This window comes from Larkinella knui (genome assembly GCF_003858645.1).
Taxonomy (GTDB): domain Bacteria; phylum Bacteroidota; class Bacteroidia; order Cytophagales; family Spirosomataceae; genus Larkinella; species Larkinella knui.
Genome location: NZ_RQJP01000002.1, coordinates 330371 through 350963 on the forward strand (window position 1 = coordinate 330371; position 20593 = coordinate 350963).

Genomic DNA, 20593 nt, shown 5'->3' on the forward strand with positions numbered 1-20593 from the left:
GGGGATTACCTTAAAGACACCCCGTTGCGCCTAATTGTTTGAATTATTTGCGATTGCCACCCGGCCGGCGTCCACGCATAGCTCTTTCTTCTTTGAAAGTACCTTTGGCGTCGAAGACCACGATTTTCCGGGTTGTATCGGCCACCACAACCAGGTTGTAATTATCTTCCTTGTCTTTCATGATTCGCCGAACGGTCATCCCGGGGTATTTATCTTTGACATAGGCCATGACCGGTGCTGGCAGAGCACTTTCTTCGACCTGCGTCATGCCCTGCATACGGCCCTGTCCGCTCCCCTGGCCATTCTGCGCATGGCTTTCGAAAACCGTCATCCCGGCGAGTAGCAGGGCAATGAACATTCCTTTTTTCATGATAGTACCTGTTTAGTTGTAGTGCATTAGATGTCAATTGATCGCAAACCCTGCGGGCGGCACCCGAAAAAAGAATTTATTTTTCAGAACGGTCCCGGTGGCTCGAATCAGGCCGGCGGCTTCCGGGCCAGCCCGACCGGCCAAACGAGCCGTAGCCCGGCCGTTCGGCCAGCACCTGCCGGAGTTTCTGCCGTTGTTCGGGCGTACACAAGGCGCTTACCTGCTGAAAATGCCGCAAGGTCAGCACATCCAGCCGGGCGGTTTTCTCGCCCATCTGCCGGGCCTGCTGCATCAATACCGCATCGGTTTGGGTGGAATCGCTCACCTGCCCGAAAAACCGTTTGCGTTCCTGCCGCATCGAATCCAGCAAAGGACGGATGGTCTGAAAATGGCGCTGGCGCATGGCCCGGTATTTCGCCCGTTGTTCTTCCGAAAAACCGAGTGTTTTGGACAAATACGATCGACCATCGCCATCCCGGTGATGCCGCTGGGAACCCAGCCACATCCAGGTCAGCAATCCGGCATTCAGTACAACCAGCGCAATGATAATCCCGATCAGCATTCGAAGGCGGTTGCGGTCATTCATCGGCGTAAACGGTTTGATGATCCAGTTGATAATCCTGCACAAACGCTTCGTACGTTCCGGGATCAGTTTCCGGGGCCGGTGGTCGGTTTTGCCACATAGCCACCGAAACATTGAGGGCAATCAGAACGCCAAGCGTTCCCAGGGCGTAGGCCGGTCGCTGTAGCCACCAGGGCAAACGGGCCGCCAGTTCCGGCTGTTCCAAACGGGCCTTCAGCCGCGCTTCCAGGCGGGTATAAAAGAAAGGGCGCGGTTGGGCGGGGCGGATGTTGCCCAGTTGCCGAAACCGGTCTTCCCACGGTTGATCTTCTTGGTTCCTGTTCATGCTGTCACGGGTTATTTCTTTCCTTGTAATACGGGCCCAGCTGTTTCCGCAGATTCTGCTTGGCCCGGTGCAGCAGCGACTCGACCGCCGAAACGCTGACCTGCATAACCTCCGCAATTTCGCGGTGGCTCTGTTCTTCGATGTAATGCAAAACAAACGCTACCTTCTGCGAATCCGCCAACCGGTCAACGGCTTTAAACAACGTGCTCATCTCTTCTTTCTGCTCCAGTGAAACCCCCGGATGGTGAAAATCCGGCGGATGGTGCAGCACCTCGTTGTTCAGGCCGAACAAACTGGTCAGCACCGCAAACCGCTTCTGCGCCTTCCGCTTGCGGTGGTGGGCCAGGGCTTTCGTCGTGGTGATGCGGTAGAGCCAGGTCGTCAGTTTGGCTTCTTCCCGGAATTGATGAACCGTTTGGTAGACTTCAATAAACACCTCCTGCGCAATATCCTCGGCTTCTTCGGGGTGCCGCACAATCACCAGCGCAATGGTATAGACCCTGTCCTGATGCTGTTCCACAAGCATCCGAAAAGCCGACTCATGGCCTGCTTTCAGCGCAGCAATCAATTCAGGCTCCTGCAAACGGACGGTATCGTTAAAGGTGAACACCTGGAATTAGGTGCAGAAATTTGGGGAAACCTGCGGATATAATGCAGTTTTTTTTGCTATACTGCCCGAAAAAGATCTCCGGAAAGAAATACGATGTGGACCTGCCCACGCTGCAACCAGCCCTTCCGCCACACCAACCAGCGGCATTCGTGCAACGACCGGACCGTCGATGATTTTCTACGGGGTCAATCCGCGCATACCGTTGAGCGGTTTCACGCGTTCATTGAATGCTACAAAACCATCGGCGATTTTGTGCTCCATCCGGCCAAATCCCGGATTGGGCTGGCCCATCAAACCCGGTTTTGTTCCATTAACCAGCTCGGCAAAGACTATATCGACGTGTTTTTTCAGTTCGACAAGCCGTATACCGAGTCGTTTTTATTTCATAAGATCGGCCAATTGCCCAACTCCAAACTGCACAATCACCACAGCCGGATTTACAGCAAAGCCGATCTAACCGACGAGTTGATGCGGTTTATGAAAATGGCTTACTTACGCAAAAAAAGGAATATTGGTTGTTGGCTGCCTGCCCTGGGTTATCCGGGATGATTCCTGCGAACCCAGCACCGGGTCGCTATCCCATCAACTCCCTTACTTCCATGAAGCAATCCGCGTCAAAAATTGGACAGGTTTCCAGCAAGCCAATCACGTCATCCATGTCCTGACCTTTGAGCAGCATGTACCCACCCACAATTTCCAGCTCCTGTACCCGATAAGGGCCCTCAGACACCTGCCGGCCGGCGGAGGTCGGGCGTATGACCTTGCCCACGAGCGTCAGGGCTCTGCCATCTTCCCAATGCCCGTTTTCCCTCACCTGATCGATCCAGGTTTTCACATCCCGTTGATGCTGCCGGGTCTCTTCTTCCGTGGGAACCAGGGTTCGTCCGTCCGGCTCCCGAATTAAAACCAGGTATGTTTTCATCCGTAATCAGTTTGTTTAGTAACCCGGGTATTTCCCAGGTTCATCAGAACAAAAGTACGGCTGCCGACTCAGCAGGCTACTGACTAAACCGGGGTTTCATGGGTACATTTCCCGGGTGGACGTTCGAAAAAAAGACGGCGTCTTGCCCTCTAAACGCTTGAAAAACCGGTGAAAATAGGACGCATCCTCAAAGCCCAACTGCCAGGCAATTTCCGAAACAGACCGGTCGGTATGAAAAAGTTGCCGTTTCGCTTCCAGCATCAAACGCTCATGGATATGCTGGATGGCCGTTTTACCACTTTGCTGCTTAATGCGGTCGGTGAGATGATTCGGCGTCAAGTGGAGCAGCTCGGCGTAGTCGGCAACGTGATGGAGCCGATGAAAGTGCTGGTCGATGGCCGCCCGGAATCGTTTCAATAAGGCCAGATCAGGCCCGGCGATTCCGCCTGAAAACGAACCGGTATACAGACGGCTCAGGTAAATTAACAGCACATTCAAATACGAATGCAACATGCGGTTCCGCCAGTCATGCCGGGCGGCAAACTCCTGAAGCATCTTCCGCAACACGTCTTCCAGAAACTGCACCTGATCCGGTTCAAGCCGTAGTTCATGACCCTGCTCCGGATTTTCAAGAATGGGCAGCTGACGCAGGGCCTGATTTTCCTGCAACTGCAAATACTCTTCGGTAAACGAGAGCATAATACCGCTGAGGGGTTCCGTTTTTTCTTTCACCTGAATTTGCTGCGGCCCGGTAAAATAGAAACGGTTGGCCTGTAACGTATACGGAACATAGTCTACCCAGTGACGGCTGCTGCCCTGCCGAACCAGACAGAAGAAATAATAATCTTTTCGGTGGGGCAACAAAAAGTTGGCTTTATGCCGTCGGAATTGACCCTCTACGTCCAGAATCTCGAAATAGCGACTCGCCAGGCTGCTACTCTCTTCCAGCGAATACTGAGCAATAGCCTGGGTTTGAGGCCCGTTCATTCCTTTTAGCATGGCTTAAAAAAGTATCAACCACCAAATTTAATCAATCACGCCTTACCGACCCAGGGCACTGTGACCCAAATCTTTGGAAGTCGCCACGGTAATAACGCGTCCTTTATCGCCAACGGCGTTGTAGAAATGATAAACGACACCGTTCCATTTGATTACCCACGGCTTGTGGGCGTAGGTTTTGTCATACGCTTCCGAGGGCGCAATCAGATCGTCGCCCGTCCAGTCGGTCCAGTTCACGAGGTCGTATGAAGCGGCAAACCGCTCAAAAGCACCGGGTTTCCAGAACGCGCCGAAATAGAACATGACGTACAGATCCCCGATTTTTGCGATCTGGGCGTCGCCACAAATACCGGTTTTTCGGGTAATCAGCGGCTGCTGGCCGTAGCGTTTCCAATGGGTCATGTCGCTGGAAACCGCCATCGCGATGTTTTCAAACCCTTTGCCCTCGGCATCCGGCTTTTCGCCTTTGGCGTTGTAATACATCACAAACGGGTACCCGGTTTTCTTTGCTTTGTCCCGAATAACCAGACTTTTGTAGATCGTCTTGTTGTCGTACCAGCGGGCGTCTTCATCCACCGCCGACAGCACCGGTTGCGGCAATCGCGTCGCTTCCTGCGGTTTGGTCAAGTCGTTCGTGCTCGCGATGCCAACGCCCAAGCGACCCGCTTCGTAGCCTTTTTCGGAACCACCCAGGTACGACAGCCAGTAGCGGTTCCGGTATTTTTCGGCTTCGTACAAACCGCCCCATTCCGTGTCGATCAGGGCGACATAACCGGCTTTCTGGGTGGCATCCCAGTCTTTGTCGGAAAATGACAGGAGCTTGCCCAACGTCGTCCACGATAGAAGATCGTCACTTTTGGCCAGCCAGGTCTCATACCCTTTTCCGTCAAAAATGATGTAGGTCATGTACCAGTTGCCGCCCTTCCGGAAAATCGTGGGGCTGTCCACCAGCCGACCGGCATCGGGCTGGGGCAACACAATACCGTATTTATAAGGCGTTTTAACTTCTTCGAAAATTTCCCGCATTTTTTCGTCCGGCACACTGGCAACCCCATATTTCGGCTGGGCAAAACCCGTTAAGACAATCAGTGCAAAGAAACTGCTGATCAGGAGACGCTTCATTTTTAGTTAACAGGCCTTAAGCCAGGCCAGGCGGGGTGAAAGATACATCATTCGTATGATGGAGGGTTTTGTAGCGCAAAATCCGATTCTGCGCTACAAAACCCTCCATCAGTTCATCCGTGGGTAAACGCTTAATTTCCCTGCCCAAAAGCCGGACTATTCTTGTCGAACCAGAGCCGCTGGGTGCTTAAGGCTTGCGGTGTATGGTCGTTTAACGTAAATCCCTGCTCGGTCTGCGCTTTTTTCCAATTGTCATTGTTGGTACCCAGCGGAGGCTCGTCAATCCAGAAACGGCGTGGGATCAGCTCGTTAAACGGATCGCGGGGATAGTACGTCGAATTATTTTTCGGATATCCGGTTCGTCTGACGAACGTAAAAGCCTCGGTCGGAAGCCGCATGAAATTCAGATACTGCTGAATATAAATCCGTTCCAGGTTGTTGGTTCCATCCAGTTTCACTTTGGGCTGGGCGATGTAAGCCGCAATTTCCTGATCGGCCGCGCTGGTCAGTCCGGTTGTCGATAAAGCGGCAATGGCGATGGCATTCATCGTTTTGAGGGAAGAAGCGATGCCTTTGTTGTACCAATACTCGGCCGTACCCTTCGTATTTACCCCGGCTCCGTACCCTTTTGTTATCATCTCGGCGATGTAAAAACAGGTTTCCGCACTCGTAACCAGGTAGTCATTAAAGGTTCCGGTGGCACCATTACGGCGGGGGGCAAAAAACGTCCGGTTAATCGCCGACATCAGGATGTATTTGTTGGTACCGGCATTGAACGGGTTTTTGTAATACTGGGCAACGGCCTGGTTGGTGGTCCAGTCGGCCGGCCCGCCCTGATACCGGATCAACGGATCACCGGTTTTTATGAACGACGGCAGGGTGAGGTTGAACTTTTTGATCGTATCCAGCGCACTGGCAGTCAGATCGTTGGGCGTAAAGTAAATTTTCAGCCTCGGATCGTTGGTGGTCTTCAGAAACGTTATGATGGAATTGGTAGCGAAGCGCGCGCTGCGGTAGTCGATCGCTCCTCCGACGGGATCATAATCCGGGTCCAGATAGGCAAACTGATCACCGTCTTCCACAATCGGCCCAACGGCATTTTCCATGACTTCCTTAAAAATCTGCTGGGTTTTGGTCTTGTCCTGTCCTTCATACCGGAGTGCGATCCTGAGTTTCAGCGTATTGGCCAGCTTGGCCCACTTCGTCCAGTCACCGTGGTAGAAAATATCCGCATTGCCGTAGCTTTCCTGGTCGGCCAGCGTGGCCGAAAGCGTCGCAACCGATTCGGTCAGTTCCGTCAGCCAGGTGTCGAACAACGTTTTCTGCGTATCGTATTCCGGCTTAAAATTTCCTTCAACCCGGCCCTGAATTGCTTTCGTATACGGGATGGAACCATTCATATCGGTCACCTTTAAACCCTGAAGCACGGCCACGACGAAGGTGGCCGCCCGCATTTTCTGGTAGCGTTCCTTGTCGATTTTGGCGTCGATCTGTTTCCGTATTTCGACCAGATTCGGCAGAATATTGTTGTAATAGGCGCCATACCGGGAATTGATGTTGGTCGAAAGCTCGTAGGGGTCCGTCGTCAGGTGCTGCGAAAACCGGAGCGTTTGTTCGAGGCTTTCCCAAACCCACTCCGTCCCCTTGTACGACACCAGATTATCCAGCGAATACGTAAACAGGTACTTCGGGTCCGGGGTGATGACAATACTCGGATCGGTATTGATGTTTCCGAAATCTTCCTTGCAGGAGGTGGTCATGAAAAGACCGGAGGCCAGCATGACCATTGAACTCCATCTCATTATATTTTTCATATTGACTAGCCTTTAAGACGTTCTATGACTGATTGATCCCTAAAATGAGCCCCGCAGCGTAACACCCAGCGTGCGCGTCATGGGCGGTATGAAGCCAACTTCCTTCTGCACGGCGGTGCTGTTGGAATAGTTGGAAGCCGGGTTAAAATGCAGCGGCAAGGTATTGTACAAATACAACAAATCCCGTCCTACCAGGTTGACAGACAGCGCGTTCAGCTTTATTTTCTGAACCAATGACGATGGCACCTGGAAACTCAGCGAGACCTGCCGCAGTGAAATCCAGGAATTTTCAGCGATCCAGTAATCCCCCACGGCCGTCGAGAATGACCCGTAGCGGTAGTTGAACTGGGGTCGGTGCGTAGGCTCAACCAGGCCTTTGTCATAGGCTTCCTTGAATGTCATACCGCCCACATTGGCGGCCGTGCCATCGGCCTGGGTAATGGTCTGGCCGGCAGCAAATACGCCGTCCGGTAGGATGCCGTCGTCATAGGTCTTGTTGTCGTACTTGCTGGTCCAGGTAATGCCGCCGTGTTCGGCATCGCGTCCCTGAAGCGAGTTGGTGAAAACGCCGGTATGGGTACCGTATCGCAAGGACGTGATGATCATATCCCCACCGATTTTGGCATCCAGCAACACGTTGAGGGAGATTTTCTTAAAGGTAAAGGTGTTGTCCCAACCGCCCCGGAATTTAGCATTGATATCGCCGACGTCTTTCCATTCATTACTCCGCGCCGGAAAAGCAGCCCGGGCATCACCCCGCCAGGATAAAATGGGCTTCCCGTTTCGGGGATCGTTGGCATCCGCGCCCTGAAAACGGCTGGCCGCAATCTTGGTCCGGATAACCCCGTAGGTGCCGCCAACTTTCGCATACGGAATCAGGTCGTTGCTACCGCCGGATTCATCCGCCAGCGCGTAGTATTCCCGGTCGCCGTACAATTCAACGATCTTGTTGCGGTTTCGCGAATAGGATACCAGCGTATTCCAGGTAAAAGCCCCAACCTTAATTGGTGTCGCGTCGAGCGCAATTTCAATACCGGTATTCTGGATGTTTCCGGCATTGATCAGGATGCTGCCGACGCCGGATTCGATGGCCGACGATATGGGAATAGGCTGGTTTCGGGAGTTATCCCGATATACCGAGACATCGATTCCGAGCCGGTTGTTGAGTACTTTCAGTTCCAGACCGATTTCTTTCGCAATCTTCCGAAGCGGTTTGATATTCTGCTGCAAGGTACTGGCCGAACTATAGGTCGACATGGGCTGATCCCCAAAGCCACCGGCATTGGTGTAGTTTCTGAACGCAAATCCCGGGTTGAGCACAAACGGATCGATGTCTCCGCCCAGAACGGCTAAATTTCCCCGCAGCTTTCCGTAGCTGATCCATTTCGGCAGAGAAGAATGATAGGTTTGGGAAAACACCCACGACAGGCTGACCGAGGGATAACTGTACGAATTGTTGCCGGTGCCGTCTTTGTAGGTGAGGGCCGACGACCAGTCGTTTCGGAACGTGGCCTGCAAAAACAGTTGATCCTTGTAGCCAAAATCGGCACTGGCGTACAACGACCGGTACGCGCGCCGGGTTTTGATGCCCCCGGTAGAAGTCTGGGAAAGGATGGAATTGGCCAGGAAAAAGTTGCCGGGATAGGTCAGTCCGCCATTGGTTGACGAGTAATTGTAGGAAAGGTTGTAGTTCTGGGCTTCCCCACCAACGTAGCCGCTAAATTCCAGGTCTTTGGTAATCGGTTTATTCACAATGGCCATCCACTTCATGAACGTGGCCTGCTTGGTGGAGTGCCCCAGTCCGTATCGGCCGCCGGTAAAATTGATCCCGGTTCCCATTTCCTTGTCTTCATTTTTGGTATAGAGGTTATTGAAGTTGCCCTCGACCTGAAGTTTCAGCCAGTCGGTTACGGTACCGGTCAGCGCTACCCTTCCGCGGACCATCTGTTCGGTTTGCAGGTAATCATTTTCGAAGATGTTAAACCAGTATTCGGCGCCGGGCACTTTGTTGGGTTCGTTGGGATCGGCCGGGTTGCGTAAACCGCCATTGTAGCCGACGTAATTTTCCCGCTGCATCCAGTATTTGGTGTCGTAATTCCGCGGAAAGACCCAGATGTAGTTATTCAGGCCCAGCGCAGGTGGGTTTTTGCCGGTACTGGTCGTGTAGTCGGCGGTGACATCGGCCACCAGAAACTTGTTCAGATTCTGGGTTACCCGCAGATTGAAGGCATTTTTTTCTAACTCATTTTTATAGTTGATCCCCCGGCTTTTCACCCGGTTGTACGAAAACCGGAACGTCGAGCGTTCGCTACCGCCATCGATAGCGACATTGGTCAGATTACTCAGCCCGGTCTGAAAGGCATCGAGGTAATTATTGGGATAGGCCTGATAGGTCGTCGGTTTGCCGTTATAATCAATGACCTGCTGGCCCGCGAATCTCGGCCCCCAGTTCTCGAGTTCACGCCCAATCTGCCGGTCGATATACGGTTTACCGTCGCTATTGGTCGGGAATACTTTGGTGGTCCAGCTTTCGTCGGGTTTGTAGTTTGGTTCTCTCGTATCCGTAAAAAACGCCCCGACCGTTCCTCCGCCGTATTCGTTCTGGAAATCAGGCCCCCGGTAAGGCTGCTGCATAGTCACCGTTTGTGAAATACTGGCGCCGACTCCCTTGCGCTGGGTTCCTTTTTTGGTCGTCACCAGAATGACGCCGTTAATCGCCCGGGTGCCGTACAAAGCCGCGGCAGCCGACCCTTTCAAAACAGAAACGCTTTCGAAATCCTCCATATTCAGGTTCTTGAGCGCGTTTCCAAAGTCCCGGCCTTTGCTTTCATCATAAATGTCATTGTCCAGAATGACGCCATCAACCACAAAGATGGGCTGGTTGTTGGTCGAAAGGGTCGAATTACCCCGGATCAGAATCTTAGTATTGCCCGTCAAACCACCCGCGCCCTGATCGATCTGTACACCGGGAATGCGGCCCTGCAACGCGCTGATGGGACTTAATTCGTTGGTGGTGGCCATTTTGGATCCGGAAATTTCCGATACGGTATACCCCAACTGTTTCTTTTCCCGCTTCACGCCCAGGGCCGTCACCACCACCTCGTTCAGTTGCTGGTTATCTTCCTGTAAAGTTACGTCGATACTGCTGCGGTTGTTGATGGGTACTTCCTGTTTGGCAAACCCGATAAATGAGAAAACCAGGGTACCCGTAGCGGGTGCATTGATCGTATAATCACCCGTTCCATTCGACGTCGTTCCGTTCGTTGTCCCTTTTACGACAATGGAGATACCGACCAGTGCGGATTTGTCAGCAGCCGCAAGGACTTTACCGCTGACCTTGATGGTTTGGGCTAATCCGGGGGAGAGTATCCCTAAAATGGCGCATAGGCCCGCTATGCCCACCGTTTTGTGGTGAAATCGGAGAGGTGTTTTCATAAAAGTGTTACGTAGATGGTTTACTGAAAAGAATTAATTCACAATCACTTTACCTTTATCTCGCAGAAAGTACTATAGACCCTTTTAATTTATGTAAAATAAAAGGGTCTTATTTGTGGTATTCGTATACTATTTCAGAGGTCGATGCATTCAGGACAGTAATATATCAAAAAAGACCAGCCATTTGACTAGTCTTCCCTACTTTTCAGCAAACCAATTCAACGGGTCGTCATTCCATATGAAAAACGCGTTCCAATTGAATCGCCACCGGCGACTGATCGGGATTAGTATCCATTAGATCAGCCATATACGCCCACCAGCGTTTCATCACCGGCAGCGCCGGCAATTGATCGGCGGTATGGTTTTCCTCGCGTTTCTGTACGCCAAACAAAATGCCACTCGACCGGTCGAGGAAGATGGAATAATCCCGGATCCCGGCATCAGTCAACGCCTGCGACAATTCCGGCCAGATTTCGTCGTGCCGACGCCGGTATTCAGCCTCTACGCCGGGTTTGAGTTTCATGGTAAAAGCAATTTCCTGCATCTGAATTAAGATTTTAAAAGTCATTTTAACGACCAAAAACCAGAGGTTTTCGTAGCTGTTTCCCGCAACCGAACCGACGGGCGGTCGTGGGATCGTATTTTTTAATTTGGCGCAAACGATACGATTAGTAGATCATTCCCCGTCTAACCGTTTTTTAAGTGCCAGCGGCACGTCATGTTACTAGCAAATTGATGTTCTGATCACTCCCGGCGTGCCGGAGGTACGCAACTAAGCTGCTGATATTGCGTACCTCCGGCACGCCGGGAGTGATCAGAATACCCATTTGCTAGTAACATTGAACCCCTCCGGGGTCAATAATCTCATTTGTTTAATTTAACTCATAACCGCCCGGCACCCCGGCTCAGTCGTGGGCCAACAACGCGAAATCCGAGGTAATTTCAATGGTTTTAACCGTTTCATTTCCCCGAAACGACGGGCGTCAATAGCACCGGCCCGAGCAATCCGGATGCCAGCGGTTTCCATTTTTCGGCGGTAAAATTGCCATCTTCACCCCGGTTTTCCCGCAGTCGGGCCGACATATTGATGTTGTAAAACTTCTTCCAGTTGAGGTGTTCGCGGTCCATATCCGCAATCCGGTTGGCCATGCTGTTCGAGACAAAAACCGTCAGCGTATTGGTCGCTTTCAGTTGGTCTTTGGGAATAAAAACCTGATAGACCGGCCCAATCAAGGTCGCTATTTCTTTGCCATTCAACTGCACGCGGGCGCTTTCGGCCACTTTCCCCAGATTGAGCAGCCAGCCGTCGCCAGTTCCCTCCGGTTTTGGAAAAGCGATCGTGTAGGAGGCCGTTCCGGAAAACTTTTTCACGTCGTCGCCGTCCAGCTCCGTCCACGAACCAAGCTTATCGGTTACTTTTTTGGTGGGCAATTGCGGCCCGCCTTCCACGAAACTGATCGTCCACGTTCCCTGAATTTCCTGCCCCGCAGCAGCCGGTTTCAGATACGCATACGCCGGACCGCTGACGGCCGTTCGCGACGTTTCCAGAATGCAGGACTCGCCGGGAGCCAGTTGCAGATACACCTCCCCGACCCCGCCGGTTGTCCGAAACCGGGCCAGACCCAGCTTCTCCGTCATCGGGTTGTATAACGCCACCGACTTTGCAGCCACGCCGATCGGCACCCAGCCGTCGACGGCCTTGCTGCCCCCGTTGGCAATGAAATAATAATTCCCGTTTGCGTGGCTCCGGCGCACCAGTTGAAGCCCGGAATCGACCATTTTTTCGCGTTTGACGCCCGCAGCCGTCAGCAAAGCTTCCAGATCGTTCGACACCCAGAAAGCCCCTTTCCCAACCCGCGCTTTCTGCACGCCGTCTTCGGCATCCTCAAAGTTGATGGACGTAATCAGCGCATTGAACGCGTTCTGCCGAATGGCCAGTTTACCCCAGCCGGGTACATCCTGCGGCAACTCGTTGACGAAAACCACTTTTGACCCACTTTGCGCCAGTTTCATCAGTTGCTGAAGCGTTTCCAGCGGAATCAGTTGCGCTTCGGGGACCAGAATCGTCTGGTAGGCAACGCCCCCGGTTTGCAGTTTTCCGCCGACGGACGTTACCTTCATCAATTGTTTGTCCGATATAAAGTCAAAACCGTATCCTTTTTTCAGGAGCGCATTGGCGTGTTTCTCCACCGGCAAGCCTTTGAAACCGTGTTCGATGCCGTCGAAATGCTGGAGCAGTTCCCGGGCGGGCCGGGCGAAGGCATCGTAAATCGGCAGGTAAACCAGCACGTCGTTGTTTGGTTTTCCAGCCTGCATAAACGACTGGCAACGAGCCACATACTGATTCAACTTACCAAAATCCGTCCAGAAAGTATTGTTCGGATTGAAATGCACGGCGGCATAAAACAGCCAGCCGGGCCAGGCCGCATCCTGCGGGGAGTAGTTGGTGCCGTGGTAAAAGGTGTGGTTGACACCGCCGAGTAGAAACCGGTCCATATCCTTCTTGATATCGCTCAGCTTCGACAGGAAATGTTCGTTATCCCAGGTCGCCGACTCCGACGACGTCAGCTTTTTGCCCGTCACGTTGGCCGCCGAGGAGGCAAACTTGATCCGCAGCATCTCCGTGCCTTCGATCTCGGGAATGTCGGTGATGGCGTACAAATCCAGAATGTTGGCGGGCGATCCGTGCGCCTGGTTGCGGATGATCTTGCCTTTTCCCTTCGCCCACTCGCTCCAGGTTTTGGTGTAATTTTCGAGCAGCAGTTCCGAGATGGTTTCCCGGTAATCGGTCAGCACGCGCTGGTAGCGGTCATTTTTCCCTTTCGCAAAGAACGACACCAGCTGGTGCCGCAGGTCGTAGCCGCGCCGTTTCACAAATTCATCAAACAAAGCCGGGGTCCAGTTGCTTTCGCCCTGGGCGTCGTCCACTTCGTACGAATCGTTGAAAAACGCCCGGAGGTTTTTCAGGTCGTGTCCTTTGAAGGCCTGATCGAATTTTTGCAGATAATGTTGCGTGGCGGTTTTGGAAAAGTGGTCGATCACGTCGCCCTCGCCCCCCGGTCCGGCCCGCTCCACCATCTTGCCGTGCCAACCCTGAAAAACCGCATACAGAATCCAGGTCCCGTCCGGCGCCGTCCAGTTCAGTTTGCCCGAAGTGTCGACGTTCGTGGTCAGGTTGATGACCCGGCCCTGGTCCGAATACGCCATCAGCACAACCAGCGGCAGTGGCTTTTCGAACCGCACCTGATCGAACGCATGGCGTTGCAGATTCGGATTTTTCGCAATCGGTTCGACCAGCTGGCTGATGTCAATCTTTTCGCCCACCGTCCGGACCAGCGGTTTCTGGATGTAGGCAACGGGTTCGTTGAGCGTCTCCCCGCTTTTGAGGGTGAACGTCTTGTGAACGACGTATTTACAGGCATCTTCCGGCGTCACCCACGGTCCGCCAAACGGCCAGCCCGACGCCTGCGCCAGATCGACGCCCAGCCCCAGCCGACCGGCTTCCTTCAGTGTGTGGTCCAGCATCGTCATCCACTTCGGCGTCAGAAAGTCGATAAACTGCTTTTCTTCCCCTTTGACGCCATAAATGGGTGTAATTTCGACCCCGCCCAAACCGGCTTTCTGGTATTGGGTCATCAGGTTCGTCAGGTCTTTCGGATTCACGGCGCTGCCCATCCACCACCAGCGCGTCCAGGGTTTGGTCTGCTGCGTGACGGCTGGCCAGCGGGGTTGGGCAAGGAGGGCGTTGCTGAGGAGAAGTAAAAAAAGTAGTTTTTTCATGTGTTTTAAAGGGCTATTTCGCGGAGATCAGCGGAGAAAAAGGGAGTCTAGCAGAGTAAAAAAGTTAAAGAAGAATCTTCGCTTAACTCCTTTTTTCTCCGCTAACCTCCGTGAAATAACTTCAATTTCTCTTTACCACGTCAGTTTATACAACGAAACACCCTGCCGGGGCAGGTCGGTTTTCAGCCGGACGGTACCATTTGTAACGGCCACCGGTGCGGGCGCATCGAGTTGGGCCAGCTTCCCGGCTTTTTCCAGCGTCGCAACCTGCTCTGGTGTCGGTTTTTGTGGTGACCCCATTTTTAGCCAGACCGCGTACGAATTGCTATGGTCTTCGTCGATCCGGTAATGCGTGACGGTCACCTGTTTAGTGGGTAAGCCCCTGATGGCCAGATCGACCGCCGAAGCGGGGGCCGGAATATTATCGTCGTGGTAATTCCAGATCATCACGGCAGCCGTGTTGGAAGCCGTATCGCGTGTTGCCAGCGCATTGACATCCGGTTCGGCCCGCCGAACGCTGGAGTCGCGAATTGCCATCGTATGATACGCCAGGTTACCGGTTACGTCCACCCGGTTTCCGCGCATCATGCCGTACATCCGAAACACGTTCAGCACCGGTTTGTCGACGCCGTTGGTGGCCAGATCGCGAAACCCGTAAAACCAGGGCTGGTCTTCAAACTCGAACGACCACGAAACCGCGCCTTTCAGATTGACCTGATGCGCATCAGCCAGTTCGTATTTCCGGGCAAACGCGGCCGCTGTGTAACTCGAATACATCGTCCCGTTGCGGTACGCATTTTCCGGATTGGTTTGCATCCCGCAAGCCGCGCAGCCTTCCGGGTCCGACTCGCCGATGATGATGGGGAGTTTGCTGAATTCGGGATAGGACGCCACAATCTGAAAACCGCTGGAAATGTCGCGCAGTTGCGTTCCCAGATTCATCCGAACGTGGCCATCCACCAGCCGGGGAGCGCCCTTGGCGTGAAAAGCCACAAAATCGAGGGGCGAACCGGTTTTGCCGGTGACGTAATTTTTCCCGCTCCGGCAATGCTCCAGAAAGGCTTTCAGAAACGTCGCCCCTCGTTTTCCCTGCGGCCCCGTAACGTGCGGACCGCCTACTTTGGCCGTCGGCAGGGCCCGCCGAACGGCGTCCATCGAGTAGTCGTAGAGCTTGTGGTATTCTTCGGTGGTGCCGCCCCAATAAGGACTGTCCGGTTCGTTCCACATCTCCCAATACCAGCTTTCCACTTCCTTTTTGCCGTACCGCTTCACCGAATGGCTGACCCACTGGTAGATCAGTTCCGCCCATTTCCGGTAGTCTTTCGGCGGATACCGCCAGCCGGTGTAAATCTTGTCGTAGGGTTGTCCGGGTTGCCAGTCGTGCCCGTAGGGTTGCGGTTTGGACGATAGCGCTTCCGGCATGAAACCAATCTGCGCCATCGGCTTCATTTTTCGTTCGATGTACGTATCGAAAATCCTGTCGATAATCGTCCAGTCGTAAACCGGTTTTCCTTTGGCATCTTCCGTATAGGCGTTGGTCGACCCCCATTTCAGGGCCGGTTTTCCGTCGCCGGTCACCAGCAGGCTGTGTGCCCGGACATACACCGGAACGGGGCTCAGTTCGGCCAGTTCAGACAGCAGTTTTTTACCGTCTTTCATGTACGTATAATTCGGCTCGTCGTAGCCAAACCACGCCCAGATCGGCTCCATCTTGCCTTTTGCCTTGTTCAGATCGACTTGAATCGAAACCGGTGGCGGGGGCGTCGGGATAATCCGCAGAGCTTCTTTATAATCGATGTATTGCTCCAGATCCCGCAGCGCGATGACCTTGTAGTTGTTGTCGTGCAGGTATTTCAGGTAGGCCTCGAAAATAGCCGGGGGCGTGGTCACCCAGTCGTGGGCATAATCGGGAACACCGTGGATGGTGACCACGACAATTTTGCCGTTTTTAGCTTCCTGAAAAGCCTTGAAAATGCGCTCCTTGTCAAAATTATTGGGTTCGGTCGTGCTGAAACTAGGAATCAGGTAGGGATAATCGGTCGTCGGATCGTACGCCTTTGCGCCCCCCACGCGGGCAAACTGGTAGTTTTTTTCTTTCAGAACCTCAAACGCAATGGGATTGGTACCGTAACCGGGATACGCAAACGTTGTCAGGGGCCGATTGATGCCGTAGGTCTTGCAGCGGGCTTCGAGCGAATCGAGTTGCGCCCTGAACTGCGGTTTTGACAATTTAGCCACATTGCTGTGCGTCAGCGTGTGATTGGCCACTTCAAAACCCATCCGGTCCAGCTCTCGAATCTGCTCCCAGCTCATGTATTTCTGCTTATCGGCAAAATCGGGCGGGAATTCGCAGACGTAAAACGTGCCGCCAAAACCGTATTTTTTGAGCAGGGGCGCCACCACCGTCGCGTGGGTGACAGGGGCATCGTCAAACGTCAAAACCACGAGTTTGTCCGGAATCGGTTTCCGAATAATTTGCGCGTCAACTACCGTCAAAAACCTGATGATCAGAAGAATGACAATGCCGAGTTGTTTCATTGAAGAAAAAAATAGTTGAAGGAAACAGCGGAACAGATCGCTCTTTTATTTCTCAGATACCGCGTTTTCAGTTATCGCTCGCGTGTCGCGAGTGACTTGTATCCAAAGGGCCTCCGGCCCGTACCTCATCAAGTAAAACCATATCCCCTGACAGATAGGATTCGGGCCGGAGGCCCTTTGAATACAAGTCACTCGCGAGCGACAACAACCGTCGTGAGTGACAACAACCGTCAGCCACCGCGACCTGAAAACCGTATACCGAATCCCGTCAGGCTACCGGTGTCACCGGCGTACTTTTACTGGAAAGTTCAATCAGTTTGTAGCGGGGAACGAGTAGGTGCATGACAAGCCACGCAAGCAGATACCCGAAACCGCAAATCAGGAACATGATGTAATAGCCCGTTTCCAGATGCCCAAGCGCCTTGTAATGGTCAAACAGTTTTCCCGCCAGGGTAGAAATCAGCATACCGCCCAAACCGCCCGCCATACCGCCAATCCCGATGACGGAGGCCACCGCTTTTTTGGGAAACATATCCGAAACCGTCGTGAAAATATTGGCACTCCAGGCCTGGTGGGCGGAGGTAGCAAACCCGATGCTCAACACGGCAAACCACATGCCCATGCTGCCGAGGTACTGAATAAACACGGCAGGAACCGCACAAATGGCATAAATCAGCATGGACGTTTTCCGGGCACGGAAAACCGGAAACCCTTTCCGGATCAGATTCAAGGGCAACCAGCCGCCAAAAATACTGCCGATACTCGCAATGGTATACACCACCGCCACAGGCAGCGACGCATCCCGACCGGCCAAACCGTACTCCGCTTTCAGGAACGCCGGTAACCAGAACAGGTAAAACCACCAGATGGGATCGGTGAGCATTTTCCCGATGACGAACGCCCACGTTTGGCGAAACGTCAGCAGCTTGGTCCAGGAAACTTTTTCGGTGGACGTCTGATCTTCGGTTTGCTCGTCTTTGTCGCTATTGATGTATTCGAGTTCTTCTTTCGATACTTTTTTATGTTTGGCGGGCGTGTCGTAAATCGTGATCCACAAAGCCAGCCAGATAAATCCGACGGCACCCGTCAGAATAAAGGCCCATTGCCAGCCCCAAAACTCGGCGATGTATGGAACGGAAAGCGGAGCCAGAATAGCGCCGACGTTGGTTCCGGAATTGAAAATACCGGTAGCCAGCGCGCGTTCTTTTTTGGGAAACCATTCGGCAATGGTCTTAACAGCCGCCGGAAAGTTTCCGGACTCGCTCAAACCCAACCCCGCCCGGGCAAAGCCAAATCCAAGCGTCGTTTTGGCAAATGCCGTCAGAACTCCGACGATACTCCAGGCTGTCAGCGAAATCGTATAGCCAATTTTGGTCCCGAATTTATCGACTAACCGCCCCACACCCAGCATACCGAATGCGTAGGCCAATTGGAAAACGGAAACCAGATTGGCATAGTCGGTTTCCGTCCAGTTAAAATCTTTCTCCAGATCGCCTTTCAGCAAGCTGATGACAACCCGATCCAGGTAATTGATCGTCGTTGCAAAAAACACCAGACCACAAATCGTCCAGCGGTACCTTCCAATGGCTTTATTCATGAGAAAAAAGAGTAATAGTCAGCTATAGAAAGCAGGTGGTGGTGGTTATCTACTTTGAAAAGTTGTATCGCGGAGTTGAGCGGAGAAAAAGGGAGGTAAGCAGAGGTTTTTTTATAAACTCTGCGAAACTCTTCTTTTCTCCGCTCAACTCCGCGATACAACTTTTAAACTCTCATACCGTTTTGCGATACCGCCACGACGCCAGCAGCAGCAGTCCGATGGCCATGCCCGCCAATACAAAAAACGGACGGCTGACATCCCGGAACGTACTGCCTTTCAGCATCACATTCCGGCCTACTTCAATGATGTATTTCAGCGGGTTCAGGATGTTGAGCCACTGCGCCCATTCGGGCATGTTTTCCGTCGACGCAAACAACCCGCTCAGCAGAATGAAGAGGACCAACAGGAAGAAAGACACAAACAACGCCTGCTGCTGGTTGTCGGCCAGGGTCGAAATCAGCAGCCCCAGCCCCACGCACAAAATCAGAAACAGGAGGGCGAAAACGTACATCAGCGCCACACTGCCTTCGATACGGATCTGAAATAAAAACCGGCCCAGCAGCAAGCCGACCGTAAACAACACCAGGCCGATCAGCACGAACGGAATCGACTTGCCCAGAATGAATTCGTGCTTGCGGATGGGCGTCACGTTCAACTGTTCCATCGTTCCGATTTCCTTTTCCCGCACAATGTTGAGCGCCGAAACCAGACCGCCCACCAGAATCAGCAGTTCGAACAGAACACCCGGCACCATGAACGTTTTGTATTCCAGTTTCGGGTTGTACCAATACTGGTTTTCAATGTCTAACGCCGGGATCGTTCCGGGTGCAACGGCGCTGGTTTCGGCCCGGATATCGGCGTTGAAATCCCGGATGATGGCCGTCGCGTAGCCATTGGCAATCCCGGCTTTGGACCCGTCGATGGCGTTGAGCAGCAATTGAACCGAGGTGTTGCCTTCTTTCGCCAGATCGCGTTCAAAATGGGGCGGAATCACCAGAACCAGGTCGGCATCACCCGCCAGCAAGGTTTGCCGCGCCTGTTTATCGCTGGCTAAATAACCGGTCATTCTGAAATTGTCCAGGTACCGAAACTTGCCGACCAGCCGCTGCGAATACGTCGTATGATCGCCATCGACGACGGCAATGTTCAGGTTTTTGACCTCGTAATTGGCCGCGTACGACAGCAGAATCAACTGCATGATCGGGGCAGCCAGCATGATTCGGAGCAATACCGGATTTCGGCGGAGTTGCTGGATTTCCTTTTCAACCATGTAGCGAATCCGGTTCATGACAGGCGGGTTTTTAAGTTGCGCAAGCTCAATCCCATGAATAAAATCGACATCCCGATCAGCACCAGTGTCGGTTGCCAGAGATACCGCAATCCGGCCCCTTTGATCATGATGCCTTTGACGATGTTGATAAAATATTTCGCCGGAATGAGGTTGGAAACGATCTGAAGCGGTTTGGGCATGCTCTCAATCGGAAAGATGAACCCCGACAGAAAAATGGTCGGCAGCAACATCGCCATCAGCGAGGCAAACATGGCAACCAGCTGGGTATCAACGATGGACGAAATGAAAATCCCGATCGATAACGCCAGAAAAATAAACAGCAGCGTCTCGGCCAGTAACAGCAAAAGACTCCCATTCAGCGGCACTTTCAACACAAAAACACCGAGCGCAATGATGATGCAGCCGTTCAGAAACGACAACAGCAGGTACGGCACGACTTTCCCCAGCAAAATCTGGCCCTGACTCAATGGCGACACCATCAGTACTTCCAGCGTACCCGTTTCGCGTTCGCGGGCGATGGTCACGGAGGTCATCAGGGCCGACACCAGCAGCAAAACCATCGCCATGACGCCCGGCACGAAAACGAACGCACCTTTGAGTTCGGGGTTGAAAACCATGCGGCTGCGGACGTCGATGGTCAACGGCGGCCGGGCGTCGGGATTCCGTTCGGCGGTATAATCCCGGATGATGGCGGTGGCGTAATTGGTCAGGCTGATGGCAGTATTTTGCTCCGTGGCATCGGCCAGCAACTGGATCTGTGCGCTGCGACCGTGTTCGTAGTTTTCCGTAAAACCGGCCGGAAAGACGACCGCCAGTTTGATCGTCCCTTTCCGAAAAGCACGCTCAATGTCGCTGTTCGAGCGGAGGTTTTCCCGCAACTGAAAATACCCCGAAGCCAGCAATTTATTGGTAATCTGTTGCGTATGCGGGCTTTTGTCGTTGTCGAGAACGGCGATTCCCGCGTTTTTGATCTCGTTCGTCAGCGCAAAACCGAACAGCAATACCTGCACCAGTGGCAGGCCGAACAGGATCAGCAACGTCCGGCGGTCGCGCAGAATGTGGAAAAATTCTTTTTTTACAAAAGCGATGAAGCGGTTCATAAGTGTTTGTTTTCGGTGGCTTTAATGTACCCAAGGACTTTAGTCCGTGAGACCTGACCACTAAGTGAACATTTAAAATGATCCGGATCTCATGGACTAAAGTCCGT

The 20593-nt window shown here is 53.0% G+C and carries 16 protein-coding genes and 1 pseudogene; 1 reads left to right on the forward strand and 16 read right to left on the reverse strand.

Annotated features, from left to right (window positions below):
- Nucleotides 1–43: 43 nt before the first annotated feature.
- From EHT87_RS10315 to EHT87_RS10330, 4 genes are all read right to left on the reverse strand, one after another.
- Complete coding sequence (locus tag EHT87_RS10315) at nt 44–370, reverse strand: hypothetical protein (protein WP_124906551.1); 327 nt, start codon at nt 368–370, stop codon at nt 44–46.
- A 76-nt stretch (nt 371–446) separates the two neighbouring features.
- Nucleotides 447–956, reverse strand: a complete 510-nt coding sequence (locus EHT87_RS10320; protein ID WP_185716182.1) for a Spy/CpxP family protein refolding chaperone — start codon at nt 954–956, stop codon at nt 447–449.
- Entirely contained in the window at nt 949–1278 is a 330-nt protein-coding gene (locus tag EHT87_RS10325) for a hypothetical protein (RefSeq protein ID WP_124906553.1), read from the reverse strand. Before EHT87_RS10325 ends, EHT87_RS10320 begins: the two co-directional genes overlap by 8 nt.
- Before the next feature lie 4 nt (nt 1279–1282).
- On the reverse strand, nt 1283–1888 hold the full coding sequence (locus tag EHT87_RS10330) for an RNA polymerase sigma factor (RefSeq protein WP_229320980.1): 606 nt from the start codon (nt 1886–1888) through the stop codon (nt 1283–1285).
- 93 nt (nt 1889–1981) lie between these two features.
- Between EHT87_RS10330 and EHT87_RS10335 the strand changes: the two genes are divergently transcribed.
- Complete coding sequence (locus tag EHT87_RS10335; protein ID WP_124906554.1) at nt 1982–2437, forward strand: DUF5655 domain-containing protein; 456 nt, start codon at nt 1982–1984, stop codon at nt 2435–2437.
- A 25-nt stretch (nt 2438–2462) separates the two neighbouring features.
- On the opposite strand, the gene EHT87_RS10340 is transcribed toward EHT87_RS10335, so the two are convergent.
- The 12 genes and pseudogenes from EHT87_RS10340 to EHT87_RS10395 form a co-directional block, all read right to left on the reverse strand.
- Nucleotides 2463–2810 carry a YciI family protein gene (locus tag EHT87_RS10340; RefSeq protein WP_124906555.1) on the reverse strand — a complete coding sequence of 116 codons (348 nt, stop codon included), beginning with the start codon at nt 2808–2810 and terminating at the stop codon, nt 2463–2465.
- A 96-nt stretch (nt 2811–2906) separates the two neighbouring features.
- On the reverse strand, nt 2907–3797 hold the full coding sequence (locus EHT87_RS10345; protein ID WP_124907220.1) for a helix-turn-helix transcriptional regulator: 891 nt from the start codon (nt 3795–3797) through the stop codon (nt 2907–2909).
- Between the two features lie 54 nt (nt 3798–3851).
- Nucleotides 3852–4931, reverse strand: a complete 1080-nt coding sequence (locus EHT87_RS10350) for a glycoside hydrolase family protein (RefSeq protein WP_124906556.1) — start codon at nt 4929–4931, stop codon at nt 3852–3854.
- Nucleotides 4932–5062: 131 nt separating this feature from the next.
- Nucleotides 5063–6733 carry a SusD/RagB family nutrient-binding outer membrane lipoprotein gene (locus EHT87_RS10355; protein ID WP_229320983.1) on the reverse strand — a complete coding sequence of 557 codons (1671 nt, stop codon included), beginning with the start codon at nt 6731–6733 and terminating at the stop codon, nt 5063–5065.
- A 51-nt stretch (nt 6734–6784) separates the two neighbouring features.
- Nucleotides 6785–10180: a SusC/RagA family TonB-linked outer membrane protein gene (locus tag EHT87_RS10360; protein WP_124906558.1), complete on the reverse strand. Its 3396-nt coding sequence runs from the start codon at nt 10178–10180 to the stop codon at nt 6785–6787.
- A gap of 229 nt (nt 10181–10409) precedes the next feature.
- Complete coding sequence (gene rhaM / locus EHT87_RS10365; RefSeq protein WP_124907221.1) at nt 10410–10724, reverse strand: L-rhamnose mutarotase; 315 nt, start codon at nt 10722–10724, stop codon at nt 10410–10412.
- A gap of 416 nt (nt 10725–11140) precedes the next feature.
- Nucleotides 11141–13960 (reverse strand): glycosyl hydrolase, encoded by a 2820-nt coding sequence (locus EHT87_RS10370; protein WP_124906559.1) that lies wholly within the window; start codon nt 13958–13960, stop codon nt 11141–11143.
- Between the two features lie 132 nt (nt 13961–14092).
- The gene (locus EHT87_RS10375) at nt 14093–15757 is read right to left on the reverse strand and encodes a GH39 family glycosyl hydrolase (RefSeq protein ID WP_374756026.1); all 1665 of its coding nucleotides are present in this window, start codon (nt 15755–15757) and stop codon (nt 14093–14095) included.
- A gap of 291 nt (nt 15758–16048) precedes the next feature.
- Nucleotides 16049–16498 (reverse strand): annotated as a pseudogene (locus tag EHT87_RS31565) (polysaccharide deacetylase family protein); the annotation flags it as partial.
- A gap of 268 nt (nt 16499–16766) precedes the next feature.
- The gene (locus EHT87_RS10385) at nt 16767–18095 is read right to left on the reverse strand and encodes an MFS transporter (RefSeq protein WP_124906560.1); all 1329 of its coding nucleotides are present in this window, start codon (nt 18093–18095) and stop codon (nt 16767–16769) included.
- 172 nt (nt 18096–18267) lie between these two features.
- Entirely contained in the window at nt 18268–19383 is a 1116-nt protein-coding gene (locus EHT87_RS10390) for an ABC transporter permease (RefSeq protein WP_124906561.1), read from the reverse strand.
- The gene (locus tag EHT87_RS10395) at nt 19380–20486 is read right to left on the reverse strand and encodes an ABC transporter permease (protein ID WP_124906562.1); all 1107 of its coding nucleotides are present in this window, start codon (nt 20484–20486) and stop codon (nt 19380–19382) included. Before EHT87_RS10395 ends, EHT87_RS10390 begins: the two co-directional genes overlap by 4 nt.
- Nucleotides 20487–20593: the final 107 nt, after the last annotated feature.

Coding starts and splice junctions, on each gene's coding strand:
- EHT87_RS10315 (WP_124906551.1), bottom strand. CDS start 370: ATGAAAAAAGGAATGTTCATTGCCCTGCTACTCGCCGGGATGACGGTT.
- EHT87_RS10320 (WP_185716182.1), bottom strand. CDS start 956: ATGAATGACCGCAACCGCCTTCGAATGCTGATCGGGATTATCATTGCG.
- EHT87_RS10325 (WP_124906553.1), bottom strand. CDS start 1,278: ATGAACAGGAACCAAGAAGATCAACCGTGGGAAGACCGGTTTCGGCAA.
- EHT87_RS10335 (WP_124906554.1), top strand. CDS start 1,982: ATGTGGACCTGCCCACGCTGCAACCAGCCCTTCCGCCACACCAACCAG.
- EHT87_RS10340 (WP_124906555.1), bottom strand. CDS start 2,810: ATGAAAACATACCTGGTTTTAATTCGGGAGCCGGACGGACGAACCCTG.
- EHT87_RS10345 (WP_124907220.1), bottom strand. CDS start 3,797: ATGAACGGGCCTCAAACCCAGGCTATTGCTCAGTATTCGCTGGAAGAG.
- EHT87_RS10350 (WP_124906556.1), bottom strand. CDS start 4,931: ATGAAGCGTCTCCTGATCAGCAGTTTCTTTGCACTGATTGTCTTAACG.
- EHT87_RS10355 (WP_229320983.1), bottom strand. CDS start 6,733: ATGAGATGGAGTTCAATGGTCATGCTGGCCTCCGGTCTTTTCATGACC.
- EHT87_RS10360 (WP_124906558.1), bottom strand. CDS start 10,180: ATGAAAACACCTCTCCGATTTCACCACAAAACGGTGGGCATAGCGGGC.
- rhaM (WP_124907221.1), bottom strand. CDS start 10,724: ATGCAGGAAATTGCTTTTACCATGAAACTCAAACCCGGCGTAGAGGCT.
- EHT87_RS10370 (WP_124906559.1), bottom strand. CDS start 13,960: ATGAAAAAACTACTTTTTTTACTTCTCCTCAGCAACGCCCTCCTTGCC.
- EHT87_RS10385 (WP_124906560.1), bottom strand. CDS start 18,095: ATGAATAAAGCCATTGGAAGGTACCGCTGGACGATTTGTGGTCTGGTG.
- EHT87_RS10390 (WP_124906561.1), bottom strand. CDS start 19,383: ATGAACCGGATTCGCTACATGGTTGAAAAGGAAATCCAGCAACTCCGC.
- EHT87_RS10395 (WP_124906562.1), bottom strand. CDS start 20,486: ATGAACCGCTTCATCGCTTTTGTAAAAAAAGAATTTTTCCACATTCTG.